The organism is Staphylococcus sp. 510 (assembly GCF_057219715.1).
Genome location: NZ_JBXVVK010000002.1, coordinates 1 through 21,663, shown reverse-complemented (window position 1 = coordinate 21,663; position 21,663 = coordinate 1). Strand labels below are relative to the sequence as shown.

Annotated in this window: 23 protein-coding genes; 8 read left to right on the top strand and 15 right to left on the bottom strand. The window is 33.0% G+C overall.

The features are described from left to right. Positions 1-224: 224 nt before the first annotated feature. The 3 genes from AC2D8K_RS02010 to AC2D8K_RS02000 all read right to left on the bottom strand — a co-directional run bounded on the left by AC2D8K_RS02010 (position 225) and on the right by AC2D8K_RS02000 (position 1,787). Positions 225-782: a sugar O-acetyltransferase gene (locus AC2D8K_RS02010; RefSeq protein ID WP_124228002.1), complete on the bottom strand. Its 558-nt coding sequence runs from the start codon at positions 780-782 to the stop codon at positions 225-227. 54 nt (positions 783-836) lie between these two features. After that, the gene (locus AC2D8K_RS02005; protein ID WP_124228001.1) at positions 837-1,442 is read right to left on the bottom strand and encodes an FMN-binding negative transcriptional regulator; all 606 of its coding nucleotides are present in this window, start codon (positions 1,440-1,442) and stop codon (positions 837-839) included. A 123-nt stretch (positions 1,443-1,565) separates the two neighbouring features. After that, positions 1,566-1,787 carry a hypothetical protein gene (locus AC2D8K_RS02000; protein WP_002450216.1) on the bottom strand — a complete coding sequence of 74 codons (222 nt, stop codon included), beginning with the start codon at positions 1,785-1,787 and terminating at the stop codon, positions 1,566-1,568. Between the two features lie 305 nt (positions 1,788-2,092). On the opposite strand from AC2D8K_RS02000, the gene AC2D8K_RS01995 reads away from it, so the two are divergent. Next, positions 2,093-3,130 (top strand): PTS sugar transporter subunit IIC, encoded by a 1,038-nt coding sequence (locus AC2D8K_RS01995; protein ID WP_124228000.1) that lies wholly within the window; start codon positions 2,093-2,095, stop codon positions 3,128-3,130. 124 nt (positions 3,131-3,254) lie between these two features. Here the strand turns inward: AC2D8K_RS01995 and AC2D8K_RS01990 are convergent, their stop codons facing one another. Further along, a complete protein-coding gene (locus AC2D8K_RS01990) occupies positions 3,255-4,190 on the bottom strand; it encodes a hypothetical protein (protein WP_484697915.1) in 936 nt (311 codons plus the stop codon). Positions 4,191-4,474: 284 nt separating this feature from the next. On the opposite strand from AC2D8K_RS01990, the gene isaB reads away from it, so the two are divergent. Further along, the gene (gene isaB, locus AC2D8K_RS01985) at positions 4,475-4,984 is read left to right on the top strand and encodes an immunodominant staphylococcal antigen IsaB family protein (RefSeq protein WP_124227999.1); all 510 of its coding nucleotides are present in this window, start codon (positions 4,475-4,477) and stop codon (positions 4,982-4,984) included. A gap of 213 nt (positions 4,985-5,197) precedes the next feature. Here the strand turns inward: isaB and AC2D8K_RS01980 are convergent, their stop codons facing one another. Continuing rightward, positions 5,198-5,932: a class I SAM-dependent methyltransferase gene (locus AC2D8K_RS01980; protein WP_124227998.1), complete on the bottom strand. Its 735-nt coding sequence runs from the start codon at positions 5,930-5,932 to the stop codon at positions 5,198-5,200. Between the two features lie 153 nt (positions 5,933-6,085). On the opposite strand from AC2D8K_RS01980, the gene AC2D8K_RS01975 reads away from it, so the two are divergent. After that, on the top strand, positions 6,086-6,352 hold the full coding sequence (locus tag AC2D8K_RS01975; RefSeq protein WP_484697913.1) for a hypothetical protein: 267 nt from the start codon (positions 6,086-6,088) through the stop codon (positions 6,350-6,352). Positions 6,353-6,418: 66 nt separating this feature from the next. On the opposite strand, the gene AC2D8K_RS01970 is transcribed toward AC2D8K_RS01975, so the two are convergent. After that, entirely contained in the window at positions 6,419-7,657 is a 1,239-nt protein-coding gene (locus AC2D8K_RS01970; protein WP_124227997.1) for an ArgE/DapE family deacylase, read from the bottom strand. 24 nt (positions 7,658-7,681) lie between these two features. Continuing rightward, on the bottom strand, positions 7,682-9,112 hold the full coding sequence (locus tag AC2D8K_RS01965) for an MDR family MFS transporter (RefSeq protein ID WP_124227996.1): 1,431 nt from the start codon (positions 9,110-9,112) through the stop codon (positions 7,682-7,684). 287 nt (positions 9,113-9,399) lie between these two features. Between AC2D8K_RS01965 and AC2D8K_RS01960 the strand changes: the two genes are divergently transcribed. Beyond that, entirely contained in the window at positions 9,400-10,038 is a 639-nt protein-coding gene (locus AC2D8K_RS01960) for an FMN-dependent NADH-azoreductase (RefSeq protein WP_124227995.1), read from the top strand. A 92-nt stretch (positions 10,039-10,130) separates the two neighbouring features. Here the strand turns inward: AC2D8K_RS01960 and AC2D8K_RS01955 are convergent, their stop codons facing one another. The 3 genes from AC2D8K_RS01955 to AC2D8K_RS01945 all read right to left on the bottom strand — a co-directional run bounded on the left by AC2D8K_RS01955 (position 10,131) and on the right by AC2D8K_RS01945 (position 12,414). Beyond that, positions 10,131-11,501, bottom strand: a complete 1,371-nt coding sequence (locus tag AC2D8K_RS01955; RefSeq protein ID WP_002450206.1) for a CitMHS family transporter — start codon at positions 11,499-11,501, stop codon at positions 10,131-10,133. A 393-nt stretch (positions 11,502-11,894) separates the two neighbouring features. Beyond that, positions 11,895-12,167 (bottom strand): Txe/YoeB family addiction module toxin, encoded by a 273-nt coding sequence (locus AC2D8K_RS01950; RefSeq protein ID WP_124227993.1) that lies wholly within the window; start codon positions 12,165-12,167, stop codon positions 11,895-11,897. Next, positions 12,160-12,414: a type II toxin-antitoxin system Phd/YefM family antitoxin gene (locus tag AC2D8K_RS01945; RefSeq protein ID WP_002466398.1), complete on the bottom strand. Its 255-nt coding sequence runs from the start codon at positions 12,412-12,414 to the stop codon at positions 12,160-12,162. The genes AC2D8K_RS01950 and AC2D8K_RS01945 overlap by 8 nt, the downstream gene beginning before the upstream one ends. A gap of 245 nt (positions 12,415-12,659) precedes the next feature. On the opposite strand from AC2D8K_RS01945, the gene lip reads away from it, so the two are divergent. Next, entirely contained in the window at positions 12,660-14,867 is a 2,208-nt protein-coding gene (gene lip / locus AC2D8K_RS01940; RefSeq protein ID WP_124227992.1) for a YSIRK-targeted triacylglycerol lipase, read from the top strand. Positions 14,868-14,957: 90 nt separating this feature from the next. Here lip and AC2D8K_RS01935 read toward each other — a convergent pair whose 3' ends face one another. Together AC2D8K_RS01935 and AC2D8K_RS01930 are read right to left on the bottom strand one after the other, a co-directional pair. Beyond that, positions 14,958-15,278 carry a hypothetical protein gene (locus AC2D8K_RS01935; RefSeq protein WP_002466391.1) on the bottom strand — a complete coding sequence of 107 codons (321 nt, stop codon included), beginning with the start codon at positions 15,276-15,278 and terminating at the stop codon, positions 14,958-14,960. Positions 15,279-15,468: 190 nt separating this feature from the next. Further along, positions 15,469-16,518: a PTS sugar transporter subunit IIC gene (locus tag AC2D8K_RS01930; protein WP_124227991.1), complete on the bottom strand. Its 1,050-nt coding sequence runs from the start codon at positions 16,516-16,518 to the stop codon at positions 15,469-15,471. A 457-nt stretch (positions 16,519-16,975) separates the two neighbouring features. Here AC2D8K_RS01930 and AC2D8K_RS01925 point away from each other — a divergent pair, with 457 nt between their 5' ends. Continuing rightward, positions 16,976-17,170 (top strand): hypothetical protein, encoded by a 195-nt coding sequence (locus AC2D8K_RS01925; protein WP_124227990.1) that lies wholly within the window; start codon positions 16,976-16,978, stop codon positions 17,168-17,170. Positions 17,171-17,172: 2 nt separating this feature from the next. Here the strand turns inward: AC2D8K_RS01925 and AC2D8K_RS01920 are convergent, their stop codons facing one another. From AC2D8K_RS01920 to AC2D8K_RS01910, 3 genes are all read right to left on the bottom strand, one after another. Then, positions 17,173-17,571, bottom strand: a complete 399-nt coding sequence (locus tag AC2D8K_RS01920; protein WP_124227989.1) for a nuclear transport factor 2 family protein — start codon at positions 17,569-17,571, stop codon at positions 17,173-17,175. 189 nt (positions 17,572-17,760) lie between these two features. Continuing rightward, entirely contained in the window at positions 17,761-18,171 is a 411-nt protein-coding gene (locus tag AC2D8K_RS01915) for a phosphate-starvation-inducible protein PsiE (RefSeq protein ID WP_124227988.1), read from the bottom strand. A gap of 155 nt (positions 18,172-18,326) precedes the next feature. After that, positions 18,327-18,797, bottom strand: a complete 471-nt coding sequence (locus AC2D8K_RS01910) for a type I secretion system protein (RefSeq protein WP_484697911.1) — start codon at positions 18,795-18,797, stop codon at positions 18,327-18,329. 154 nt (positions 18,798-18,951) lie between these two features. On the opposite strand from AC2D8K_RS01910, the gene AC2D8K_RS01905 reads away from it, so the two are divergent. Then, entirely contained in the window at positions 18,952-19,932 is a 981-nt protein-coding gene (locus tag AC2D8K_RS01905; protein WP_242238589.1) for a tRNA dihydrouridine synthase, read from the top strand. 409 nt (positions 19,933-20,341) lie between these two features. Beyond that, on the top strand, positions 20,342-20,974 hold the full coding sequence (locus AC2D8K_RS01900) for a hypothetical protein (protein WP_124227985.1): 633 nt from the start codon (positions 20,342-20,344) through the stop codon (positions 20,972-20,974). Positions 20,975-21,663 lie beyond the last annotated feature (689 nt).

Genomic DNA, 21,663 nt, shown 5'->3' with positions numbered 1-21,663 from the left:
ATGTCTGTTTATTCTCCTAGTTATTTTTTATTTATTATACATTATATTTTGTAAAGGAAAAATGTAAATAACAAGAAAATTTTAAAAAATTAGACAATAATACATCATTATTACTTTATAAATTGTAAAATAACACATTGAATTATATTTAAAAAAAGTACTATACACCATTTGTATAGCACTTCATTCTCATATATTTGTTTTATCAATCAGTTATCAAACTACTATTCTTCTAATTCTTTAATGACTTTTGCCGGTACACCTGCCGCAAGGGTATTATCTGGGATATCCTTTGTGACTACTGCACCTGAAGCGATCACTACATTATTTCCAATAGTCACTCCTGGAGTAATCGTGACTTTGCCACCTATCCAAACATCGTCGCCTATATTTACAGGACTTGCTTGAGCTAAATACTCTCCTCTTCTCTTTGCGCTTAATGGATGGTTAACGGTATAAATATCGACATTAGGACCTATCATCACATGGTTCCCAATGTTCACTGGCGCTATATCTAGAATGGTAAGGTTATAGTTTGTTAAGACGTCATGTCCGACATGTATATTTTTCCCGTTATCACAATTGAATGTCGCTTGGAATGAAATGTTTTCACCAGCAGACCCTAATATCTGGCGGATTTTACTTTCTTGTTGTGCCGGTTCTGTAGCAGGAATGGCATTAAATTCTTGGCATAATTGTGCTGCTCTAGCTTTACGTGCCGCCACTTCCTCATCATCAAAATGATATGGCATACCTTTATCTAATTTTTCTATTTCTCTCATTGCTACCTAATCCTCCCAAGTTTATGTTATTCATGAATTCTATAAAATAATGTCTTAATATTTCTCTATTTCTTTAGCAATTTTACTTTCCTTTTGATTGCCCGACGCCTTTAATTGCTTAACAATATTCACTTTTTCTTGCTTACTTCTATTTTGACTAAGTTTATATACTGCTTCTATGTCATTCACTTTAACTTGAAATCCGACAATCCCATGTATTTGTCTCTTAGTATCTTCTGATAAATGATTCCAAGTTGCACCATCATCTTTATAGCCTTCATAGTGATTCAATAATTGCTTCAAATCAGATACTAGTTCGTCATGATTCAATAATCGTCCTTCCCCATATACATGCACACTTTGATAATCCCATGTCGGTACATCTTCTGTCTCGTACCATGTAGAGGAAATATAGGCGTCTGGTCCTTGGAAGATCACTAATACATGTGCGTTATGTTCTATCATTTGTACCAATTCATTATGTTTCGCTAAATGTCCTGTGATTACTAATTGATCATCTTGTTCTGAAATCATCACGGGAATATGTGAAGCGATAGGCTTAATATCGTTACTCGTTACGATCGTCGCAAAATTGTTGTGCTGCATAAATCGTTTTATTTCTTCATAATCATTGATTTGTGAATGCTTACCAATATACATGATGTAACACACCCTTTTAATGAATTCATCTTATTCATCATCGATTCTTTTTTATATTCAAAAAGCTGTAGATCAATCATCCACAGCTCCTCGTTTTAATACCTCAATTGTCGTATTACAACATTATAAATATTGATCTGCATGTTCTAATCTATAATGTTCTGTCACTTCTTTTTCATGTTCGAATTCTTTTTCAGTTAATTTCTTAATATTTTCGACCGCATACCCTAATTTCTTTGCGAATGCTTCCACTTCATCTTTATCTTTTGCAAGCACAAACATTGTTAACACATTATCATCTACAATATCTTTATGATGTTGATAATCTAGTTTAAAAAATTTCATGACTATCTCCCCCTCTTTACGTGTTTATTATATACCCCAAATCATCATTTTATTCATGTAAATTGCCATCTTTTTTGTCTATATTGTTAAAAATATTATTTTGAATATTGATGTATATTGTTTCATTTACATTCCCTCGACGTGTCTATCAAAGGAGGTTAGAGGCATTTCATTTGAATTTTCAAAAAAATTAAATATTGATTAATAATGGTTTGTGGACGATTTAATTTTTTGAACATTATGTTACAATTGTCAAATGATTTTTTATAGAACAATTCTTATTTCTACTAAAGGGGTTTAATGACATGAATATTATATTAGGCGTCGGAACACTCGTTATCGTGTTGGTCATTATGACATTGTTCCTTAAATTCGCACCATATGGTAAGGAAGGCTTACAAGCTTTATCTGGTGCTGCTTGTGCTACATTCCTACCTCAAGCATTCTTAAGTTATGCAATTGGTGGTATCTTACATATTAAATTCTTACAAGACATCGGGGACCTTGCGGGTAGTCTAGGTGGTATTGCAGTAGGTATACTCGCATGTATCAATTTAGGTGTATCACCTGTCTTCGCTATTATCGTCGGTCTTGTATTAAAGGATTTCAGTTTATTACCAGCATTTATCGCTTCATATATAGTTGCATTTATTATTAAATTGATTCAGAAGAAAGTGCCTGAAGGTTTAGATTTAATCGCAGTGATACTCATTGCACCGGCATTAGTATATGGACTTGCATCACTGATTAATCCAGGTGTTACAGCCGTATTAAATCAAATTGCAGGTGCCGTGAACTCAGTTGGCGACAGTAGTCCATATGCTCTAGCGATCATCTTAGGCTTAATTATTCCAGTTACAAGTATGACGCCATTAAGTTCAATGGTGCTCGCAAGTATCTTAGGCCTTACAGGACTACCAATGGCCATTGGTGCTATTACTTGTACAGGTGCGTCATTTGTAAACTTCACATTATTCAACATTTTGAAAATTGGCGAAAAACCAAATCGATTTGCAGTATTTATCGAGCCTTTAACACAAATTGATTTAATCGTAAGATATGCGCCCGTTTTATACGGTACGAAGGCTCTTATTGGTATGGTCAATGCTTGTATTATTGCATTTAGTGGACTGAAAATTGGTGTCACTGGTATGGCAACACCTATCGCAGGTGCGATTGTCTTATTTGGCTTTAACAATCCAGTTTCATCAGCGATTACAATTATTGCCGTAGCTATCACAAGTCTAGTACTCGCCTTTATTATTGGTACACTCATTAAAAAATTCGATTTAATGCACTTACACATACCAATGCCTTGGCAAAAACATACTAAACACTCATAATACAAAAACAACTCCCAACCATGCGATTGTTATCGCAGCTGGGAGTTATTTTTTATCTTGTTAACAATCAATATTTACACAAAGTTTTACAAATTTAGCGAACTTTTCTAATTTAATTCAAGTCCTAATATCCTGAACCGATTTTGTCACCATTTTCATCAAATTTAGTCACATAACCATCATCTGTATCAACAGTATATGAGCCGGCTAAATTACCGTCTTTATCATCATATGAGAATCCCCATTTACCATCACTTGTTTTTTCAGGTTCTTTAAATGTATACGTATCTGTATCTAACTTTTCACCTTCGTAAGATTCTACTTTATCAATGACATTATCACGTGTCACTTCTTCAGAATCTGAACTACTATCAGATGAACTATTGTCGTCTGAACTTGAATCATCATCACTTTCGTCGTCAGAGAATGTCGGCATTTTATCGTAAATGTTAATCTTATTAGCTATTTGCTTAAACTCATTAGAGTCTTTATATTTATCATAGACTTCTTTCGTATCGTGTTCTTCACCAGTTTTTAAGGCATCTTTATATGAAGGAATTTGACTTTGAGTTCCTCCTAAATAAATTTTTTCATCACTTACACCGATAACAGACGAGAATTGACCAATTGAAGGTGAAACAACATAAAATTTCATACCTTCAGGCGCATTGGGAATAGATTCCATATCTCGAGTTATAGCAAAATGTTTTAATTCTTCTGTTTTTTTACCATCCGACGTTTGTGTCGTGTATCTTCCTGTTAAAATATCATTTTTAGTTATGGCATACTCACCAGATTCATTTGCTAAAAATACTAACACCAACTTTTCCTTTTCAGATAGATTCGAAATATCATTCGTAGATGATTGTTTAGACTTGCTTGATTGGTTTGAACTTTCTTTACTTGATGATGACTTAGAATCGTTCCCTTTTTTACTGTCTTCACTCTTTTGTGTATCTTCTACTTTCGATGCTCCTTTTGAATCACTAGATGAATCGCCATTGTTACAAGCTGACAAAAGTAATAATGCTGTTCCACTTAAAAATAAAAATTTCTTCAATGATAAATCCCCTTTGTTTAATGTTTTTTCAAAAATTCCCAAATATATATTATTACTACTTCTTTATACGAGGCAATTATACTATATTTTTATAAAAATATGGCCAACAAACAGAAATTATTTATATTTATACCGTATATGCAAAAATGTATTTTTAAAATTAATAGTTATATTGCTAAAATCGACAATCATTTTATACTTTAAATTTGAACCTTTTATAAATTTGTTGTACTTTGAAGTTGGTAGCGTTTTCACTGCCAAAAATTATATAGGAGTGATGCTTTATGAAGAAATTAACTAAAACTTTTGTTGCGGGAAGTATTGTATTAGGCACAGCACTAGGAGTAAGCGTTTCTACAGATAATGTATCATCTCACCAAGCACACGCAGCGTCATCACAGTATTGGTATAAATATAACGGTTACACTGCTTCAGGAGGTAACTTTGTATTGAGCCAATCATTCTATAATGGTTTAAAAGCGGATAATTTAGAGTTCAACGGTGTTAAAGTTAGCGGTAAATATCAAGCACCAACGAATTCTAAAGTAATTTATGATCAAACATTCCAACAGTATAAAAATCACAAAGCAAACAATGTAGATATTAAAGTAAAACCAAACTCAATTAGCTTAAAACAAGTGAAACAAAAATATGGTAATAACTATGATTATCAAAATCCATTAACAGAACCTGCTAAAAAGAAAGGCGATGGCATTTATAGTTATCAAGTAGGCAAAGGTCATATTGCGTTTGCAATTGAAAACGGATATGTCACTAAAGCCAACGTATCATAAACATCTTATAGCTAGTTAATATTATACCTTCCATATATAAAAAGAGAGCTAGGACATAAATATATACTTCAAGTTACATTTATGTTTAGGCAGTAGTTGACTGAAATGAAAATGCGCTTGTACCAAGCTTTTTCATTTCTAGTCAACCTTGCCGGGGTGGGACAACGAAATAAATTTTAAGAAAATTTTATTTCTGTCCCTCTCCCTTCTTTATCACTTCATTTTCCCTATTATTCCGAATGCCATATCTCTTATAAAGGCGCTATGATTGTGTTGTGCCTCTGCTTTTAATTCTTCTTTGAACGTTTCTATTGAGAAGGTCTTGTCCACAATATGATGTGCCTTCATTCTTGGTAGCATAATACCTACAAGCCATTCTAAATCATTGTTGTCGGATGTATGAATGACCGCTTCCGCAAAGTAATCAATGTCTTTCATACCTATTTCGTTCAACAAATTGTATAGTTTTTGACCGATATGAATATCGCCACCTTCTTGCGCTACAGTTTGCCATATCCATTGTATCGCTGTTTGATGTAGTGGTAGTTCATCTGCACCCGTACCGCCATTAATAGCATCACTTTCCTGAAAGCAGAATATACCTTCTGGTTTTAAAAAGTCCTTTAATATGCGTAACGCTTGTACCACATCTGGCAAATACATGAGTACCCTTCTACCAATGATGACATCAAATTGGCCTAATGCTTCTGGTAATTGATAAATATCATGTAGTTGATAAGACACATGATCATATTGATTATTTTCAACTGCTTTTTCCAACAGTGTTTGATTCATATCAATACCAATCATTTCACCTTGTGATCCAACGCGTTCAGCTGCTAATTGAGTGACTTCCCCAGTCGCACATCCAATATCTAATATACGCATGCCTGGTTTAATATCTGCTCTATCGAGTAACTTGATTATAACTTCATTTCGTTCATTCATTCATCTCTCTCCCTTTTGAAAAACTCTCGATTTTCCTAAAGCTAAAGTGCCTTTACTTTATATAATTTAATAATTAAATTGATTTGAAATTTGAGTACTAACCATATATAATATGATATTAATATAACAACATGATTAGAAAGGATAAACATCATGACCAACATCCGCTTACTATATGTCACTTCAATTATTTTAACAGTATTGAATTTATTTATCGTTTATACAACCTTTTTCACTAATTTATTTAACAATTCTACATTCTCGTTCTGGTATTGGCCAGGTGCTAGTCTTATTTTCATAACTTTAATCATCCTTTTAGCCTTACTTTCAAAATGTAAACACAAATTAACTGTCATTTTATTAGGTGTTTTAAATATCATCTTACTCATTCTATTTTCTACGCCACTCTTATTATCATAATATAAAAGGAGTAGCTCTGATCATACGTGTATCACGCAATCAATAGCTACTCCTATATATGTTTATTTAAGCTTCATTTAAATAAGATGTTAATAATTCAATATAATAATCAACGAATTGATGATATGTTTCTTTATTCACATGTTCATTGACTTGATGTGGTACTGTACCTGGGCCAAACATTAAGAATGAGAAATGTTCATCTTTATCACGTAGTAAATTAGATGCGTCAGTCACACCAACTGTTGGTGTTGCAACGACATCTCTCTTGAAAATATTGGCTGCCACTTGTTGACCTAGCGCGATTAAACGATTTTCCCCTGTTGTAAGTACTGGATCTAAGTCTAAGTACATATCTTCTTCCAGTTGACCGCCTTCATTATTAATCTGTTCAATATGCTTTTTAAATAAAGCTTTTACTTGATCATTATTAAACTCTGGAACGGTACGAATGTTATAGTCTGTTGTTGCCATATCAGGTACAGAATTGACTTGGTTGCCACCTTGAATAATTGTATGGTTAATTACCAATCCATTAATGACGCGCTCGATTTCTTCTTCCTCAACTTTGTCACCCACACGTCCTTTTATTCTCTCAATCACATGTTTGAAATCAAATTGTTCACACTGTAATTCTTTTCTAATGTCTTCGTATTCTTCATCAATATTTCGCACAAAATCTAGTAATGGTTTAATCGCATTTTGTCCAACCACAGGCATAGAACTATGTGCTGCTTGTCCGCGAGATACAATTTGATAATCCATAGAACCTTTATGCGCATAGACAATACCTGATTCGGATGGTTCAGCAATGACTAATGCATCCACATCATCCATATAACCTTCTTTATATAATTGTTCTGAACCTAGTTGTTGCATCTCTTCTCCAGCTGTCACCATTAACTTGATAGTACCTTGTTTTAACGCGCCACTTTGATCAATTTCAATCATCGCAATGACTAGTGCAGCTAGGCCTGCTTTCATATCTGATGTACCACGGCCATATAAATAGCCATCTTGTTCTTTTAATTCAAATGGTGGGAATTGCCAATTATTAGGATCGCCTTCTGATACCACGTCCATATGTCCTGAAATCGCCACGACTGGGTGACCTTCACCAATAGAAGCAATTAGGTTAGCACGATTATCATGACCTTTAATTTCATCGATATCTGCTTTGATACCATGCTTTTCTAATAAATCTTTTAAATATTTTGCTACTTCTATTTCATTATCATTCACTGTTTTGATTTCTACGATATCTTTTAAAATTTGTAAATGGTCCTCTTTTGTAAATACACTCATGTCAAATACTCCTTTATAATTTTATTATTTTCTAGAAGTTTTTGTCTTATCTTTGATGAATAAACATAGAATAAATGCAATCACAATCAAGATGGTTGTAAATATAAATGCTGCATCTACGCCATGCACCGTAGCTGCTCGCATCATTTCAGTTTTAGACTGCCCGGTATGACTACCCGCTAAATCATTTTTAGATACAATGGAAAGAATCGTAATACTCACTGCGGTACCCATTGCCCCAGCGATAATACGTAATGAATTCATAATTGCTGTACCATGAGAAATTTCTTCCGATTGTAATGCATTAAGTCCTGCAGTATTCAATGGCATGATTAATAAACCGACTGAGAACATACGAATCGCATAAATGACGACGACATACCAAAATGGCGTATCGGTTGATAAAAATGTATGAAGAATCGTCATAATAATCAACAATGTAAAGCCGGGTATCACTAGGACACGTAATCCGAAACGGTCAAATACCTTACCTGTATAAACAGAAATAAATGCATTAAACACAGCACCTGGTAAAATCACTAACCCTGATAATACCGCTGATAGTCCTAAACCTGTTTGTACATACATAGGAATGAGTAATGCAGGGCCAACGAAACCAATAAATAACAACATAGATGCTACTGCTGATAAGGTAAATGTCTTACTTCTAAAGACACGTAAATTTAACAATGGATGGTCAATTTTTAACTGACGGAATGTAAAGATGGCAATCACGATTACACCTAATATAAATGTAATGATTACAGCTGGTGACGTGATACCCAACGTACTGATACTACTAAACGCGAATAAAATGAGGCCGAAACCAAAGGTAGAATATACGACAGAAATCTTGTCTAAAGCAGTATCTTTTGGAGAACTATGGTTTTCAACGAAGAAGTAACCAATCACGAAGGCAATAATAGCAATTGTTGCGACGACGTAAAACGGCATTCTCCAACTAAACGCATCAATGAGTAATCCCGTTAACGTTGGTCCAATCGCAGGTGCAGACTGTGCGACAATACCTGTTAGTCCCATCGCAAATCCACGTTTTTCTACTGGGAATAAGGTGAACACGGTAAATTGCATGAGCGGCAATAAGATACCTGCGCCTATTGCTTGAATCACACGAGCCACCATTAAAACACTAAAGTTTGGGGAAAGTGCTGCCACTAAAGATCCAATTAAAAAGGCAGCCATAGAGAAAATATATAAACCTCGTGTAGAATATCTATCCATTAAAAATGCAGTAAGTGGAATCATGACACCGTTAACTAACATAAATCCTGTAATTAACCATTGTGCTGTCGTTTCAGGAATACCTAAACCTGAAATAATCGCTGGTAAGGCAGTATTTAAAATGGTTTGATTTAACATAGCTACGAATGCACTGATTAACATCACTACTACAATCGTATTTCGTTTTGCTATTGTCATTTCACTACTCGACACGACACCCTACTCCTTTCTTAAAATTGTCCACGAAAAACTGTATCATTTTTAGTTAGCTTAGCAAACCATTTTACTTAAAAGACCCTAAATTATTCCTAACTGTTGAAAATATTTGTGTGTGTTGAAATGAAATGTGTGAAATTGAACAACGTGAAAGTAATGATGTCGTGTATTTTAATGTGAATAGATTGCCCATTATATTTAATGTATTTGAGAGTCAATAGTAATAGGATTTTATGATATAACCGTGTATACTTGTCATATTACATACAAAGGAGTATTTAACTATGAAGACGTTACTTATTAACGCACACCCTGATTTTAATAATGACAGTACCTATACTGCTCAAATGAAAGCTATGTTTTTAGAAAAATATAATGAAGCATTTCCTAATGGAGAGATTGAAGAACTTAACTTATATGAAGGTTTATTACCTCGTCTTGATAGCGAGCAATTATTAAACGTGTGGAATAAACTTGGTGCGGGCACACCATTATCTGAAGAAGAGCAACAAGTTGCTGACAAATCTACATTTTTAGTACAACAATTTAAAGCACATCATCGTATTGTAATTTTGACACCATTACACAACTTCAATATCACATCTCGTTTAAAAGATTACATCGATAATATTATGATTCCTAGAGAAACATTTAAATATACAGACGATGGCTCAGTTGGACTAATGACAGATGATTATAAAGCATTACTATTACAAGCAAGTGGTGGTATTTATACCAATGAAGATCGTTATACACCACTTGAATTTTCATACCATTATTTAAGAGAAATGTTCAAAGAAGTTATGGGCTTTGATGAATTCTACATTGCACGTGCACAAGGTACATCCATTTTACCTAAAGAAGATATTATCAAAGAGGCAGATAAAGATATCGATCAAGTCTTTGACGCATTTTATTCATAAAATATCAATAATCGCATAAATCAAGCGTAGTACTTAACTATCATGTTCTGTACTACGCTTATTTTTTAGACTGCCTTAACACTTCCCTGTAGTTAAAAGGCTACTGTACCTATTAACATTGCAATAAGTAGCAATACAATAGCAAAGCCCCATACCCAGAAGAAGGCATATTTAATATATGTGCCCATGTTGGCTTCGGCTAGACCAAGTGCAAGCCATACTGCTGGCGCAAATGGACTTACGAAAGTACCTATAATGTTACCAATCACCATTGAATAAGCAGTAGACACTTGTGATACGCCAAACTCAGCGGCTGTTTGCTTAACAATAGGTAACAATGCAAAATAGTAAGCGTCCGTACTTGTTAATAAATCAAGTGGTACACCAAAGATACCTACAATAATATGAATATACGGTCCGACTGGTTGCGGAATAATATGAATGAAACTTGTAGAGATTGCTTTAAGCATACCCGTCTCATCGAGAATACCTAAGAACATCCCTGCTCCTACAATGACAACAGCCATCATTAATGCATTAGGTGCATGTGCTTTTAAGCGATCCATTTGTTCATCTACACTCTTATAGTTAATGATTAAAGCAATAGAAACACCTATCATAAATGCGAATTCTGGCGGTGCAATATTCGTTAACATGGCAACCATGACCAATAAAGTTAATAATGTATTAATCCACTTAATAGACCCATGCTCTCTGGCACGACCTCTTACTGGAAACTTAATATCTTGTTCATGTTCATAATGTGCAACAAGTTTATGTATATCAATATCTTGAGTTTGTTCAATTTCTCCCTTTGCGATCCCTTTTTGAATACGTTTCTTTTCTCTAAAACCTAAATACACTGCAAGTAACATAACGAGAATAAAACCAATTATTTGAATTGGTATTAAACCATACCATAATTCATTGACACTTTTAGCTTTTAATACGGTTGCGACACGCGCCATTGGACCACCCCAAGGCACCATATTCATCACTGCTGCACTGAGCGCTAATAATAAAATGAGTAAATAACGACTCATATTTAACGCTTTATATAATGGTAATAAGGCAGGAATACATAATAAAAACGTTACCGCACCTGCGCCATCGAGTTGTGCAATCGTTCCAAGTAATGCCGTCATAATACAAACGACGACTACATTACCACGTGTCATTAGTAACAACCGCTTCACAAGTGGTTTAAACAGACCACTATCGTTCATAATACCAAAGAAAATAATCGCAAAAATGAACATAATGACAACGTTCATCACTTGCGCTAACCCTTTATCAAAGAACTTAACCAAATCGGCAACACTATAGCCTAAAATTAAAGCACCGATACATGGAATCAATGTCATACCCACAACCGGACTAATCTTCTTAGCAATTAGCAATCCTACAATTGAAATAATAATTGCTAAACCAACAATCGTTAACCACATACTATCCCCTTGCATGATTAACATCCCCCTTTAAATAGTGAAACGACGATATTGCATTTGATTACAAAATACTTAAATACCAAATCGTTTTAATTTTTAGAAAAATGTAAGCGCTTTAAAATATTTTATCATAACATGGTTTATGAGGAAATATGTAATTCGTATGGGGAATAGATTGGATCATTACACATCTATATTAAAACAGTCTAGGACATAAATATATATTTCAAGTTACATTCATATTTAGGCAGTAGTTGACTGAAATGAAAATGTGCTTGTACCAAGCTTTTTCATTTCTAGTCAACCTTGCCGGGGTGGGACAACGAAATAAATTTTAAGAAAATATTATTTCTGTCTCTCTCCCTTGAACTCAAATATATCAATCTGTTGCTTAGAGACCATAGTAAATTATTTAAAATAATGATATTTACAAGAAACAATAATGATTTCTGAATCATGTACTTTATAAACTAACCTATGTTCAAAATTGATTCTTCTACTATAATATCCTTTAAAATTACCTTTCAAATCTTCAGGTTTTCCTTCACCTTCGAGTGGGCCATTACGATTTATACATTTTATCAATTGGTTAATCTTTTTTAATAATTTTTTATCATGAATTTGCCAATATTTATAATCTTCAAATGCATCAGGTGTAAATAAAATATTTAATCTACTCATATGATTCTAAATCTACCTCTATTGTATTTCCACGCTCAGCATCTTCTATAGATTTAGCCAAGTGTTGGGCATTAGCAGGGGATTGTTGGAGGTATAATGTCTCCATCATCGCATTGTAATCTGACTCAGAAATCAATACAGCATTACTATCATTAGTTGTTATAGTCACCGCATCTGAATCATTGTTAACTTTATCTATTAAACTTCTAAAATTTTTTCTAGCTATTGAGTACGATACTATTGCCATAATCTGTACCTCCTTTTAATTAAATTGTACAAAAACTTGTACAATAAGTAAAGTGTATTGTTGCTCACACGTACCTTTGTTTGATGGAACTTTAAGAAGTTGTAAAGAGAAATTTATATTACGTTCATAATCTTAATTTATGATGTGGGTGTCGTCGGATTTTCTGAAGTACGTTGTTAATCTGTCGGCATTTCATTTTAAATGTTGCTCATAATCCAGATTTAACAGATAGAGGTGCTAATAACATGAAAAACAGAAAGAATTCTTATAGTATTCGTAAGTTAAGTGTAGGTGCATCTTCAATCATCGTTGCATCTATGTTATTTGTCGGAGCGGATTCTGCACAAGCAGCAGAAACTGAATCACAAGATCAAACTACTGTACAAAATGTTAAAGAAACAACTGAATCATCTAACTCTAATCAAACGCAACAACAACCTTCAGAACCAACAAAAGCGAAAGATTCTGATACAAATAATACGAATGTTGAACGTCCTGAATCGAATTCGACACAAACATCAAATCAAGACACTGACAAAATGCAGGATACATCAACTAATCAAACAAACGAAAATTCTAAACATATTATTGATAAAACTAATGACGTTTCACATGAAACTACAAAGACAAATGATATAGATCAAACATCTCATCTTCAATCAACTCAAGACAAATCAGAACAATCTCCTGAAGTCGACTCAAATGAGACACCAACTTCAAATGACAAATCAACTCCAAGCAAAAAAGAACCTAACAATACAAAGCAAGATATTGATGAAACATCTAAACCTAATGAAGATTCAAAACTTGTACCATCAAAGTCAAATATAACATCTAAAGCAGATAAACAAGAACAGTCTTCTAAAGAACCTGTTAAGGATAATGCTCAAAAAGATAAACAAGTATCACAAGATTCATCTCTAGATAAGCAAGGTACACAAGAGATCCCGCAGACTGATTCACATAAAGATGTAAATGTAGCACCATCAAAGTCATCATCAACACAACATCCATCTACAACACAACATATCACGGCTAAAGATTCTAGTGCTTCACAAGAGGTGCCAGTTCATTCACTAGATTCATCTAAACCAGATCATACAACATCGACTGAGAGCCCTATCAATTTAGATAATCTAGATAAACAAGCGACTAAAGATCGTACACCTACAGATAATGGCGATGATCAGTCTAAAGATGGTCTAAATACATTAACTAAAAATGCGGTAGCCATACATAACAACAAATCTAAAGCACAGGCTACTCAACCTACTAAAGACCAGACGAATAAGGTAGCGCCTCAACAACAATATAAAAATCATGACCCTATTATACTTGTTCATGGATTTAATGGTTTTACAGCTGATAATGGACCTGGTTTAAGCGATAGTAATTATTGGGGTGGCGAACGTCTTAACATCACACAAGAAGCACGTGCAAAAGGTTATAACGTGAGTGAAGCTAGTGTAAGTGCATTAGGTAGTAACTATGATCGCGCGGTTGAATTATACTATTATATCAAAGGTGGCACTGTAGATTATGGTGCGGCACATGCAGCTAAATATGGTCATGAACGTTATGGCAAATCTTATGCAGGTGCCTATAGAGATTGGAAACCCGGCCAGAAAATCCATTTGATTGGCCATAGTATGGGTGGACAAACCGTTCGTTTATTAGAAGAAATGTTACGTAATGGAAATCCTGAAGAAATCGAATATCAAAAGCAACATGGTGGTGACATTTCACCATTATATAAAGGTGGACAAGATAACATGATTTCTTCCATTACTACGTTAGCGTCACCTCATAACGGCACACACGCCTCTGATTTACTAGGTAATGAGGCAATTGTGAGACAAGCTGTTTATGATTTTGCGAAATCACAAGGTAATAAATTCTCTCGTGCAGATCTTGGTTTAACTCAATGGGGATTAAAACAGAGACCTGATGAAACCTATATAGACTATGTAAAACGCGTTGAAAATAGTAACTTATGGAAGACAAAAGATAATGGATTCTATGATTTAACAACTGAAGGTGCACAAGAGTTGAATAATCATACGTCACTCAACCCAAATATAGTTTATAAAACATATACTGGCGAATCATCTGACCCAGATAAAAATGGTATCCATCATCGTAATAGTCATATGAATATCAAATATTTACCAACTACAAATGTGATTGGTAAATTAGACGATCAAGCTTGGCGAGAAAATGACGGCCTAGTATCAGTAGTTTCGGCACAACATCCATCTAATCAAAAATATGTCGATGCTACAGATCAAATTCAAAAAGGCGTATGGCAAATCACACCTGTCCAACACGATTGGGACCATGGCGACTTTGTCGGAACACAAAAAGATGAAAACGGCATCTCAATCGAGCAATTCCAAGGCTTCTGGGATAACCTATTAAACGATGCTGTAAGAAACGAAAAAGTGACTGATTAATAGTGTGAGTTGTAGAAAGTCATAATATAAAACAAATGCCAATCCACCTATCATTAAAGGTGAATTGGCATTTTTACTATTGCACGTTATCTATGCGTTACTTTCTTTGATAGCCTCATATAATTCTACAAATTTTTTACCTTCTTTACGTGACACGTAATCAAATATCCAATTTTCATTATTGTTTTCAGTTATTACTATTCTATACGGGCTAAATGATAAACCAAATTTCAAACTCTTTATTTCATTAAAGTGAAATTCGTTTTTAATCTCTGAACCTTTCAGTAATCCATCTGCTTCAAAATAAATCACATCTTTTAGTAAATATAGTGTCCCGGGAACGCCTTGAGATGTAAGTAATTTCATTGAAACTTGAACTTTATACACTGGGTGCTCTAAATTAATTTCCATCATGTCACTCCTCTCATTAATTTAGTACCTACGATTAATAATGTTCTAATCAGACTGAAATTTTAAACTATTTATGATTATTTGTTTCTTAATAAAACTATACCCTAAAATATATTTGAAATAGTCATTTTATATAGAAAAAAGGCAACTTCTATCTCATTCATAGAAATTGCCTTTGGCTTATATAAAGTTATTTAAAAATAAATACATCTGGTTTATAGAGTTTCAATATTTTCACAAATAGATAATTGAAAAAGATAGCTGATATGATTGGTACGATGACATAAGTTATCGCAATCAGTAGCAAGCCACTACCCATACTAGTACCTAATAAGTTTAATGATTTAATTGGGCCTACTAATCCGATTAAACCAAACCCAGCCGAATCAGGTGTACCTTTAATATTAAGCAACCCGCCTACGAGTCCTGATACTGCAGCAGTACATGTAACTGGTAAAAATATAATAGGATGTCGAATGGTATTAGGCATCATTAATTTAACGGCACCGAGTAACACTGAAATCGGAACACCTACTTTGTTAACACGCCATGCCCCTAGCGCTAGCATAATAGCACTGGCAGAGACACCTACAGCGGCTGAACCTGCTGCGAGCCCTGAAATACCAATGGCGATACCAATTCCAATCGCAGATATCGGTGACACAATAAGAATAGAGAATATCACTGCTATTAGAATTGTCATAATGATAGGTTGTGTATTTGTTAAGCTATTAACAACACTACCAATGCCCACTGTTATCAATTTGGTATAAGGCAGTAATAATAAACCTAAGAGACCAGGAATACCACCGGCAACAATGGGTAAGATAATCATATTTAAACTGCCTGCACGATCTCCGATGATTAAAATAATACCTACTGCAATCGCTCCAGTAATCATGGTATTAATTAAATCTCCGATACCTGTAATGACCCATTGGTGATTTGTAATTGTCGTTGCGCCAGAACCGACAAATGTTGCTGCACCAACCACAGCTGTTTGTAATTGTGTTAAATTAAACTGTATCGCAATTAAGACACCCGTTAATATGGGAATCGTATATTGAATGCTTTGTACTACAACTGCTATTTTTGAAAATATCTCATTATACTGACTTAAGTATTTACTCAAGTCTCCTAAAATCGCGTTAGGAAGCATACCTACAACGATTGCTATCGCTAATCCATTTAATATATTAAATAAAAATGATCTGGGTGTAATCCATTGTTTTTCGCCCATAATTCAAATACCTCATAGTTTCTTTCTTTATTTTAAAGTACGTGACAACGAACCTTTTAATAAAAAAACACTCTCGTCGAACTCATACAGAAACGTATGAATTTATACGAAAGTGTTTGAAGTTATGATTATAATACCATGATTTTTTAGAATAGCAACAATTATTTGATATGATTGTTTGAGCTATATAATGTGAGTTGTTAAAAAGCCTCCGTCATAATCAACTATTACATAGGCTGTAAGTGAATCACACATGTTGGGTATCAACGCTCTTCGAATATGTTAAATAAATTTTCCGCCTAGTTATCAACTACTATATCGAATTAGGTGTTTTTACACTTTTATAACAACGTGTTAACTTAAGATAGAATAATTAGTTTTGCCATTTTGATTAAGTTTGAATAGGCTATCTAAATCATATAATTAATCTATATTTATTCACAAAAGGAAGATGAGTATGAATCGAAAAACAAGAAAGCGTATATATCTTGCACTCATGGCTATAGATTTAATTACCGTTCTTATAATTATAGGGTTCACTGATATGCCCTATAGCGGCAAACAATATTTCGGCTATGCTTTTACAATATTACTGACACTATATTGTTTAGTTCCAAGTACGAAAGACAAACAAAATGGCGATGATAATTAAGCTTATTTAATACTACCTATGCCTTTAAGCGCTTCATGATATGGTAATGTTAATTCGTTACATGTCATAACTTTTCCTTCATCATTAAATGTAAACTCTGCATACACTTCTATGATGCCTTGGTTTCCATTCTTTTTCTCTACTTCTACGTCATAACGTAGAAATACTGCATTTTGATTTTCATCAATGATCATCGTTTTAAAATGACTGATTTTCAAACTTGAAACAACTTCTCTTAATTTTTTTAGATGTGCTTTAAATTCATCAAAATTAGAGGAAACATGATCTGTCGTTTGTACGTATGTGGGCGCAAAATAGTTATTTATTTTATTCAAATTTAAATCAATTAAGATGTCATTATAAAGTGATTTTATCGTAGTTTTTAAGTCTATTTTGTTCATGATAAAACTCCTTTAATCAATTATTATATAATTACAATTGAAATAATTTCATTTCAATAATAGTGTAACAATAAAATAATTAATATACATCTTTCATCTTAAAAGTATCGTATATCGCTTAGTTCCTTAAACTAAAAAAGGAAACAGTGCGTTCACACATGCTTCCCTCTTAAAGTTTAGTATTTGATTTTAATCAATCGTAAATTTTCGTAAACAGTATAGTGAAATCGTTAGTATAAATATACTTGCGACTAACAAGATTGTCTCAGTAGCATCGCTATGTTCTACTATAATAATTCTGACAATCGCTGTAATACCGATATAAATAAAGTACTGTAACGAAAAATGATAATTGTGTTTGAAATATTGAATAATGAGTAGAATAAACTCAATATACATGAACGATACCAATAAATCTTCAATCACTTGGCTATATTTCAAATCTTTATCTTGTAAAAATAAGTTTTGAAAGAAACCAAAACATTCGGTAAATAAAAATATAACAAGTGTTACCGCAATGAAACCAATGCAAATATTAACCGCTAATAACAACAATTTAGAAAACTGTTCACTTATCTTTTCAGGCGTAAATTTCTTCATTTTTTCTCCTTAATGAGCCTTTTTTAGTATTCAATGTTAATTTTCCTATTCAACACAAAATCGGGTTGAAATACCAACCCGATTTATTATATAGCATTTAAATTTCTTTTCAACTTATGATACGAATATTCTACTTTTAATGCTCTCTCAATTAATCATGACTTCTTATATTTTTTAACATTAATAGCTTCGTTTTTATCTATAATTTTATTTAAATTCGGCTCATAAATCTCATGATTATAGTTCTCTTTAGCAAACTTTTTCATATTATTTACAAATTTTTCAATACTTTGATCTAATTTTATTTTTGAAAATGCAATCGCATTTTTATCAAATGCTTCATCTTCGTATCTTTGATTATATATCTTATATGCAACTTTAAATTTGTTAAACTGACGCTCAAAAGGTTCGTAATAACTAAGTAATTCTTGAATAGCAGTATTTGAACGATCTATATGATGACTCATCATAGTCATCAAATCCTGTATCTGATAATCTAATGACTTAAAATCTTGTTCAATATCCATGTAAATTTCAATTGTATTTTCTTTACTATAATTTGCATTTTTAAAGTTCAACTCATTATTTCTTACTTTAGCAGCTTTATATGTAATGATGTCTATCATACTGACTAAATCATTATGATATTCTTCATCCTTTTCATCTCATTTTTTTAAACTATGAATAGTCAACTTCACTTTGTATATCTCCCCCCTTTGTGGTAATATCATTATGCGTAAAAATGCGAGATACTAATAAAGAAGAAGGTTTAAATATATTATGAAGGAAAATTTTTGGAGTGAATTGCCACGGCCATTTTTTATTTTGGCACCTATGGAGGACGTGACAGACATTGTCTTTCGTCATGTGGTAAGTGAAGCTGCGAGACCGGATGTGTTTTTCACTGAATTTACGAATACTGCAAGCTTTTGTCACCCTGAAGGGATTCACAGTGTGCGTGGTCGCTTAACGTTTAGTGAAGATGAGCAGCCTATGGTAGCGCATATTTGGGGCGATCAACCTGAACAATTTCGTGAAATGAGTATTGGTTTAGCGGAGATGGGATTTAAAGGTATTGATTTAAATATGGGATGTCCTGTTGCAAATGTTGCTCAGAAAGGTAAGGGTTCTGGCCTTATTCTTAGACCTGAAGTGGCCGCTGAAATTATTCAAGCAACGAAAGCGGGAGGTCTACCGGTAAGTGTTAAAACACGTCTTGGTTTCTATGAAATAGATGAATGGCGTGATTGGTTAAAACATGTCTTCGAACAAGACATCGCGAACTTATCGATCCATCTACGTACACGTAAAGAAATGAGTAAAGTTGATGCGCATTGGGAATTAATTGAAGCGATTAAACAACTACGTGATGAGATAGCACCAAATACTTTATTAACAATTAATGGCGATATTCCAGATAGACAAACTGGACTTGAACTTGCCGAAAAATATGGCATTGATGGTGTGATGATTGGCAGAGGCATATTCCACAATCCATTTGCCTTTGAAAAAAAAACACGTGAACATACTAGCGAAGAACTATTAGGTCTATTACGATTACATCTATCATTATTCCAAAAATATGACAAAGATGAAGACCGACAATTCAAAAGTTTACGTAGATTCTTTAAAATTTACGTACGTGGCATTAAAGGTGCGAGCCAACTACGACATCAATTAATGAACACACAATCTATTGCCGAAGCACGCGAATTACTAGATGAATTCGAAGCACAAAGAGAAAAACATTCAGAATCATAATCAATTTCAACACATAACAATCCCCTGTTAATCATTTAGTTAACAGGGGATTATTGTATATTTTTAAACACAACAATTTTACCTTTATACATATCACCTATATTTTTAATAAAATTACCTTCTTCATAATCATCTTTATACGAATTATCAAGTGTTTCTATTGATGTCTAAGTATTTCACGCAAGTTAATAAGGATTTGAGTTTTCATCAGAATAGTCATATCAAAACTAATTCTATATATTTAAGCATACTTTTCAATCTGAAAAATTAAATGAATCTAAATTTATCTAGCAAAACAATTGTTTTTATAAATACGTCTTTTCTATATTAATTTTTAAAATTTATATAGAAAAGCGTAGCAAAATATATTAATATAAATTTAAACTAATTGTTGAATGGGGATGATTATGTGAAGAAAGTTTTCGCAAGTTTAGGGGTTATTTTATTAGTTGTAATATTGGGCGTTGCTGTTGTATTTGCATATGGGAGTTACAAAGATTTAGAACTTAAAAAAGAAGAAGCTAAGCTAGAGGATGAGAAGAATAAGAAAATCGATAAAAACAAAACTACAGAAAATGAAAATCAAAACCAAGTATCAACAGAAAACATACAACAAGATAATGTCACAAATGAAGTAAATAATGAAAAAGCGAAACAACTTGAAAAAGCTTTTAATATTAACAGTGAAGAAGCACGAATATTAGCAAATGAAATAGATGCAGCAGATACAAATGGGGATGGGATTATTACAACACAAGAAATGACACCTACCTTACAAAAATTTTCAGAAGCAGGGAAATTCCAACCAGCTGCGGGAGGTGCAACTCCCCCTAGTGATAGTGAAGGTAAGGGACAATCAAAATATACAGCAGAAGATGCTAAAAACATGTCTGATGATGAATTTTTAGCTGCATATAAAGAAGGAATGAGCGAAAAAGAAGCTGCAGCTATTGATAGCAAAGCTAAAGGTTCTGGAGATTATATCAACTATTTGAGAGGACAAGTAGAAGCACGTGCCAATGGCCAAGGCGGCACTTATTAACTTTATTAATACATAAACTATACAAACTATACAAAAACATTAAGTACAATCACAATAATTACCGTCGTTGAGATATTAGAGGATAATAAATTTTTTAGAGATAACAAGTATCAAAATAAATTGGTACAAACCCGAAAATTGTAGTAACTAACAAAACATTAAAGAAGAAACGAGTAATTAAAATAACTCAAGTGAAAAATATTATCTTACTCAAAAACAAAATAATGATGGTAGTGAAATTGTTAAAGTTGATGAAAGTATGTTCATAAAAAGCATAATAAAAAATAAATATTCTAACTTTAACGTTAATTGAGCTAATTTATTTAATCATATCATAATAGATTTTTATCAAAATAAGGACAAAGATGTTTCCTCTTCAAATTTCAATAAACAGAATTTTAAGCAAAAAGTGATGGTATATGGATAATAGACACAAGTTCAAAACTGGTCACTGTTCATACACTTTTATTGTAGAAAGATATTTGACAGTTAAAATTCGGATTATCTTGACTAACAATAATTGGAAAACAAATATTTTAAATAGTGCTAAATTTAGCATCCATCTAAAAAACCGTTGCTAAAAATATAGAAATTTTATTAATAATTAAAAGTAGAATGTAATATATATGAAAATTAAGAAGGCTATAATACCAGCAGTTGGTTTGGGGACAAGATTTTTACCAGCAACA

What these genes read in the sequence shown, in the direction of transcription:
- AC2D8K_RS01905 (WP_242238589.1), top strand. Translation starts at nt 18,952, where the DNA reads ATGAAGGAAAATTTTTGGAGTGAATTGCCACGGCCATTTTTTATTTTG.
- AC2D8K_RS01970 (WP_124227997.1), bottom strand. Translation starts at nt 7,657, where the DNA reads ATGAGTGTATTTACAAAAGAGGACCATTTACAAATTTTAAAAGATATC.
- AC2D8K_RS01960 (WP_124227995.1), top strand. Translation starts at nt 9,400, where the DNA reads ATGAAGACGTTACTTATTAACGCACACCCTGATTTTAATAATGACAGT.
- AC2D8K_RS01995 (WP_124228000.1), top strand. Translation starts at nt 2,093, where the DNA reads ATGAATATTATATTAGGCGTCGGAACACTCGTTATCGTGTTGGTCATT.
- AC2D8K_RS01980 (WP_124227998.1), bottom strand. Translation starts at nt 5,932, where the DNA reads ATGAATGAACGAAATGAAGTTATAATCAAGTTACTCGATAGAGCAGAT.
- AC2D8K_RS01925 (WP_124227990.1), top strand. Translation starts at nt 16,976, where the DNA reads ATGAATCGAAAAACAAGAAAGCGTATATATCTTGCACTCATGGCTATA.
- AC2D8K_RS01910 (WP_484697911.1), bottom strand. Translation starts at nt 18,797, where the DNA reads ATGATAGACATCATTACATATAAAGCTGCTAAAGTAAGAAATAATGAG.
- AC2D8K_RS02000 (WP_002450216.1), bottom strand. Translation starts at nt 1,787, where the DNA reads ATGAAATTTTTTAAACTAGATTATCAACATCATAAAGATATTGTAGAT.
- AC2D8K_RS02010 (WP_124228002.1), bottom strand. Translation starts at nt 782, where the DNA reads ATGAGAGAAATAGAAAAATTAGATAAAGGTATGCCATATCATTTTGAT.
- AC2D8K_RS02005 (WP_124228001.1), bottom strand. Translation starts at nt 1,442, where the DNA reads ATGTATATTGGTAAGCATTCACAAATCAATGATTATGAAGAAATAAAA.
- AC2D8K_RS01915 (WP_124227988.1), bottom strand. Translation starts at nt 18,171, where the DNA reads ATGAAGAAATTTACGCCTGAAAAGATAAGTGAACAGTTTTCTAAATTG.
- AC2D8K_RS01950 (WP_124227993.1), bottom strand. Translation starts at nt 12,167, where the DNA reads ATGAGTAGATTAAATATTTTATTTACACCTGATGCATTTGAAGATTAT.
- AC2D8K_RS01975 (WP_484697913.1), top strand. Translation starts at nt 6,086, where the DNA reads ATGACCAACATCCGCTTACTATATGTCACTTCAATTATTTTAACAGTA.
- AC2D8K_RS01955 (WP_002450206.1), bottom strand. Translation starts at nt 11,501, where the DNA reads ATGCAAGGGGATAGTATGTGGTTAACGATTGTTGGTTTAGCAATTATT.
- AC2D8K_RS01935 (WP_002466391.1), bottom strand. Translation starts at nt 15,278, where the DNA reads ATGGAAATTAATTTAGAGCACCCAGTGTATAAAGTTCAAGTTTCAATG.
- AC2D8K_RS01930 (WP_124227991.1), bottom strand. Translation starts at nt 16,518, where the DNA reads ATGGGCGAAAAACAATGGATTACACCCAGATCATTTTTATTTAATATA.
- AC2D8K_RS01920 (WP_124227989.1), bottom strand. Translation starts at nt 17,571, where the DNA reads ATGAACAAAATAGACTTAAAAACTACGATAAAATCACTTTATAATGAC.
- isaB (WP_124227999.1), top strand. Translation starts at nt 4,475, where the DNA reads ATGAAGAAATTAACTAAAACTTTTGTTGCGGGAAGTATTGTATTAGGC.
- lip (WP_124227992.1), top strand. Translation starts at nt 12,660, where the DNA reads ATGAAAAACAGAAAGAATTCTTATAGTATTCGTAAGTTAAGTGTAGGT.
- AC2D8K_RS01945 (WP_002466398.1), bottom strand. Translation starts at nt 12,414, where the DNA reads ATGGCAATAGTATCGTACTCAATAGCTAGAAAAAATTTTAGAAGTTTA.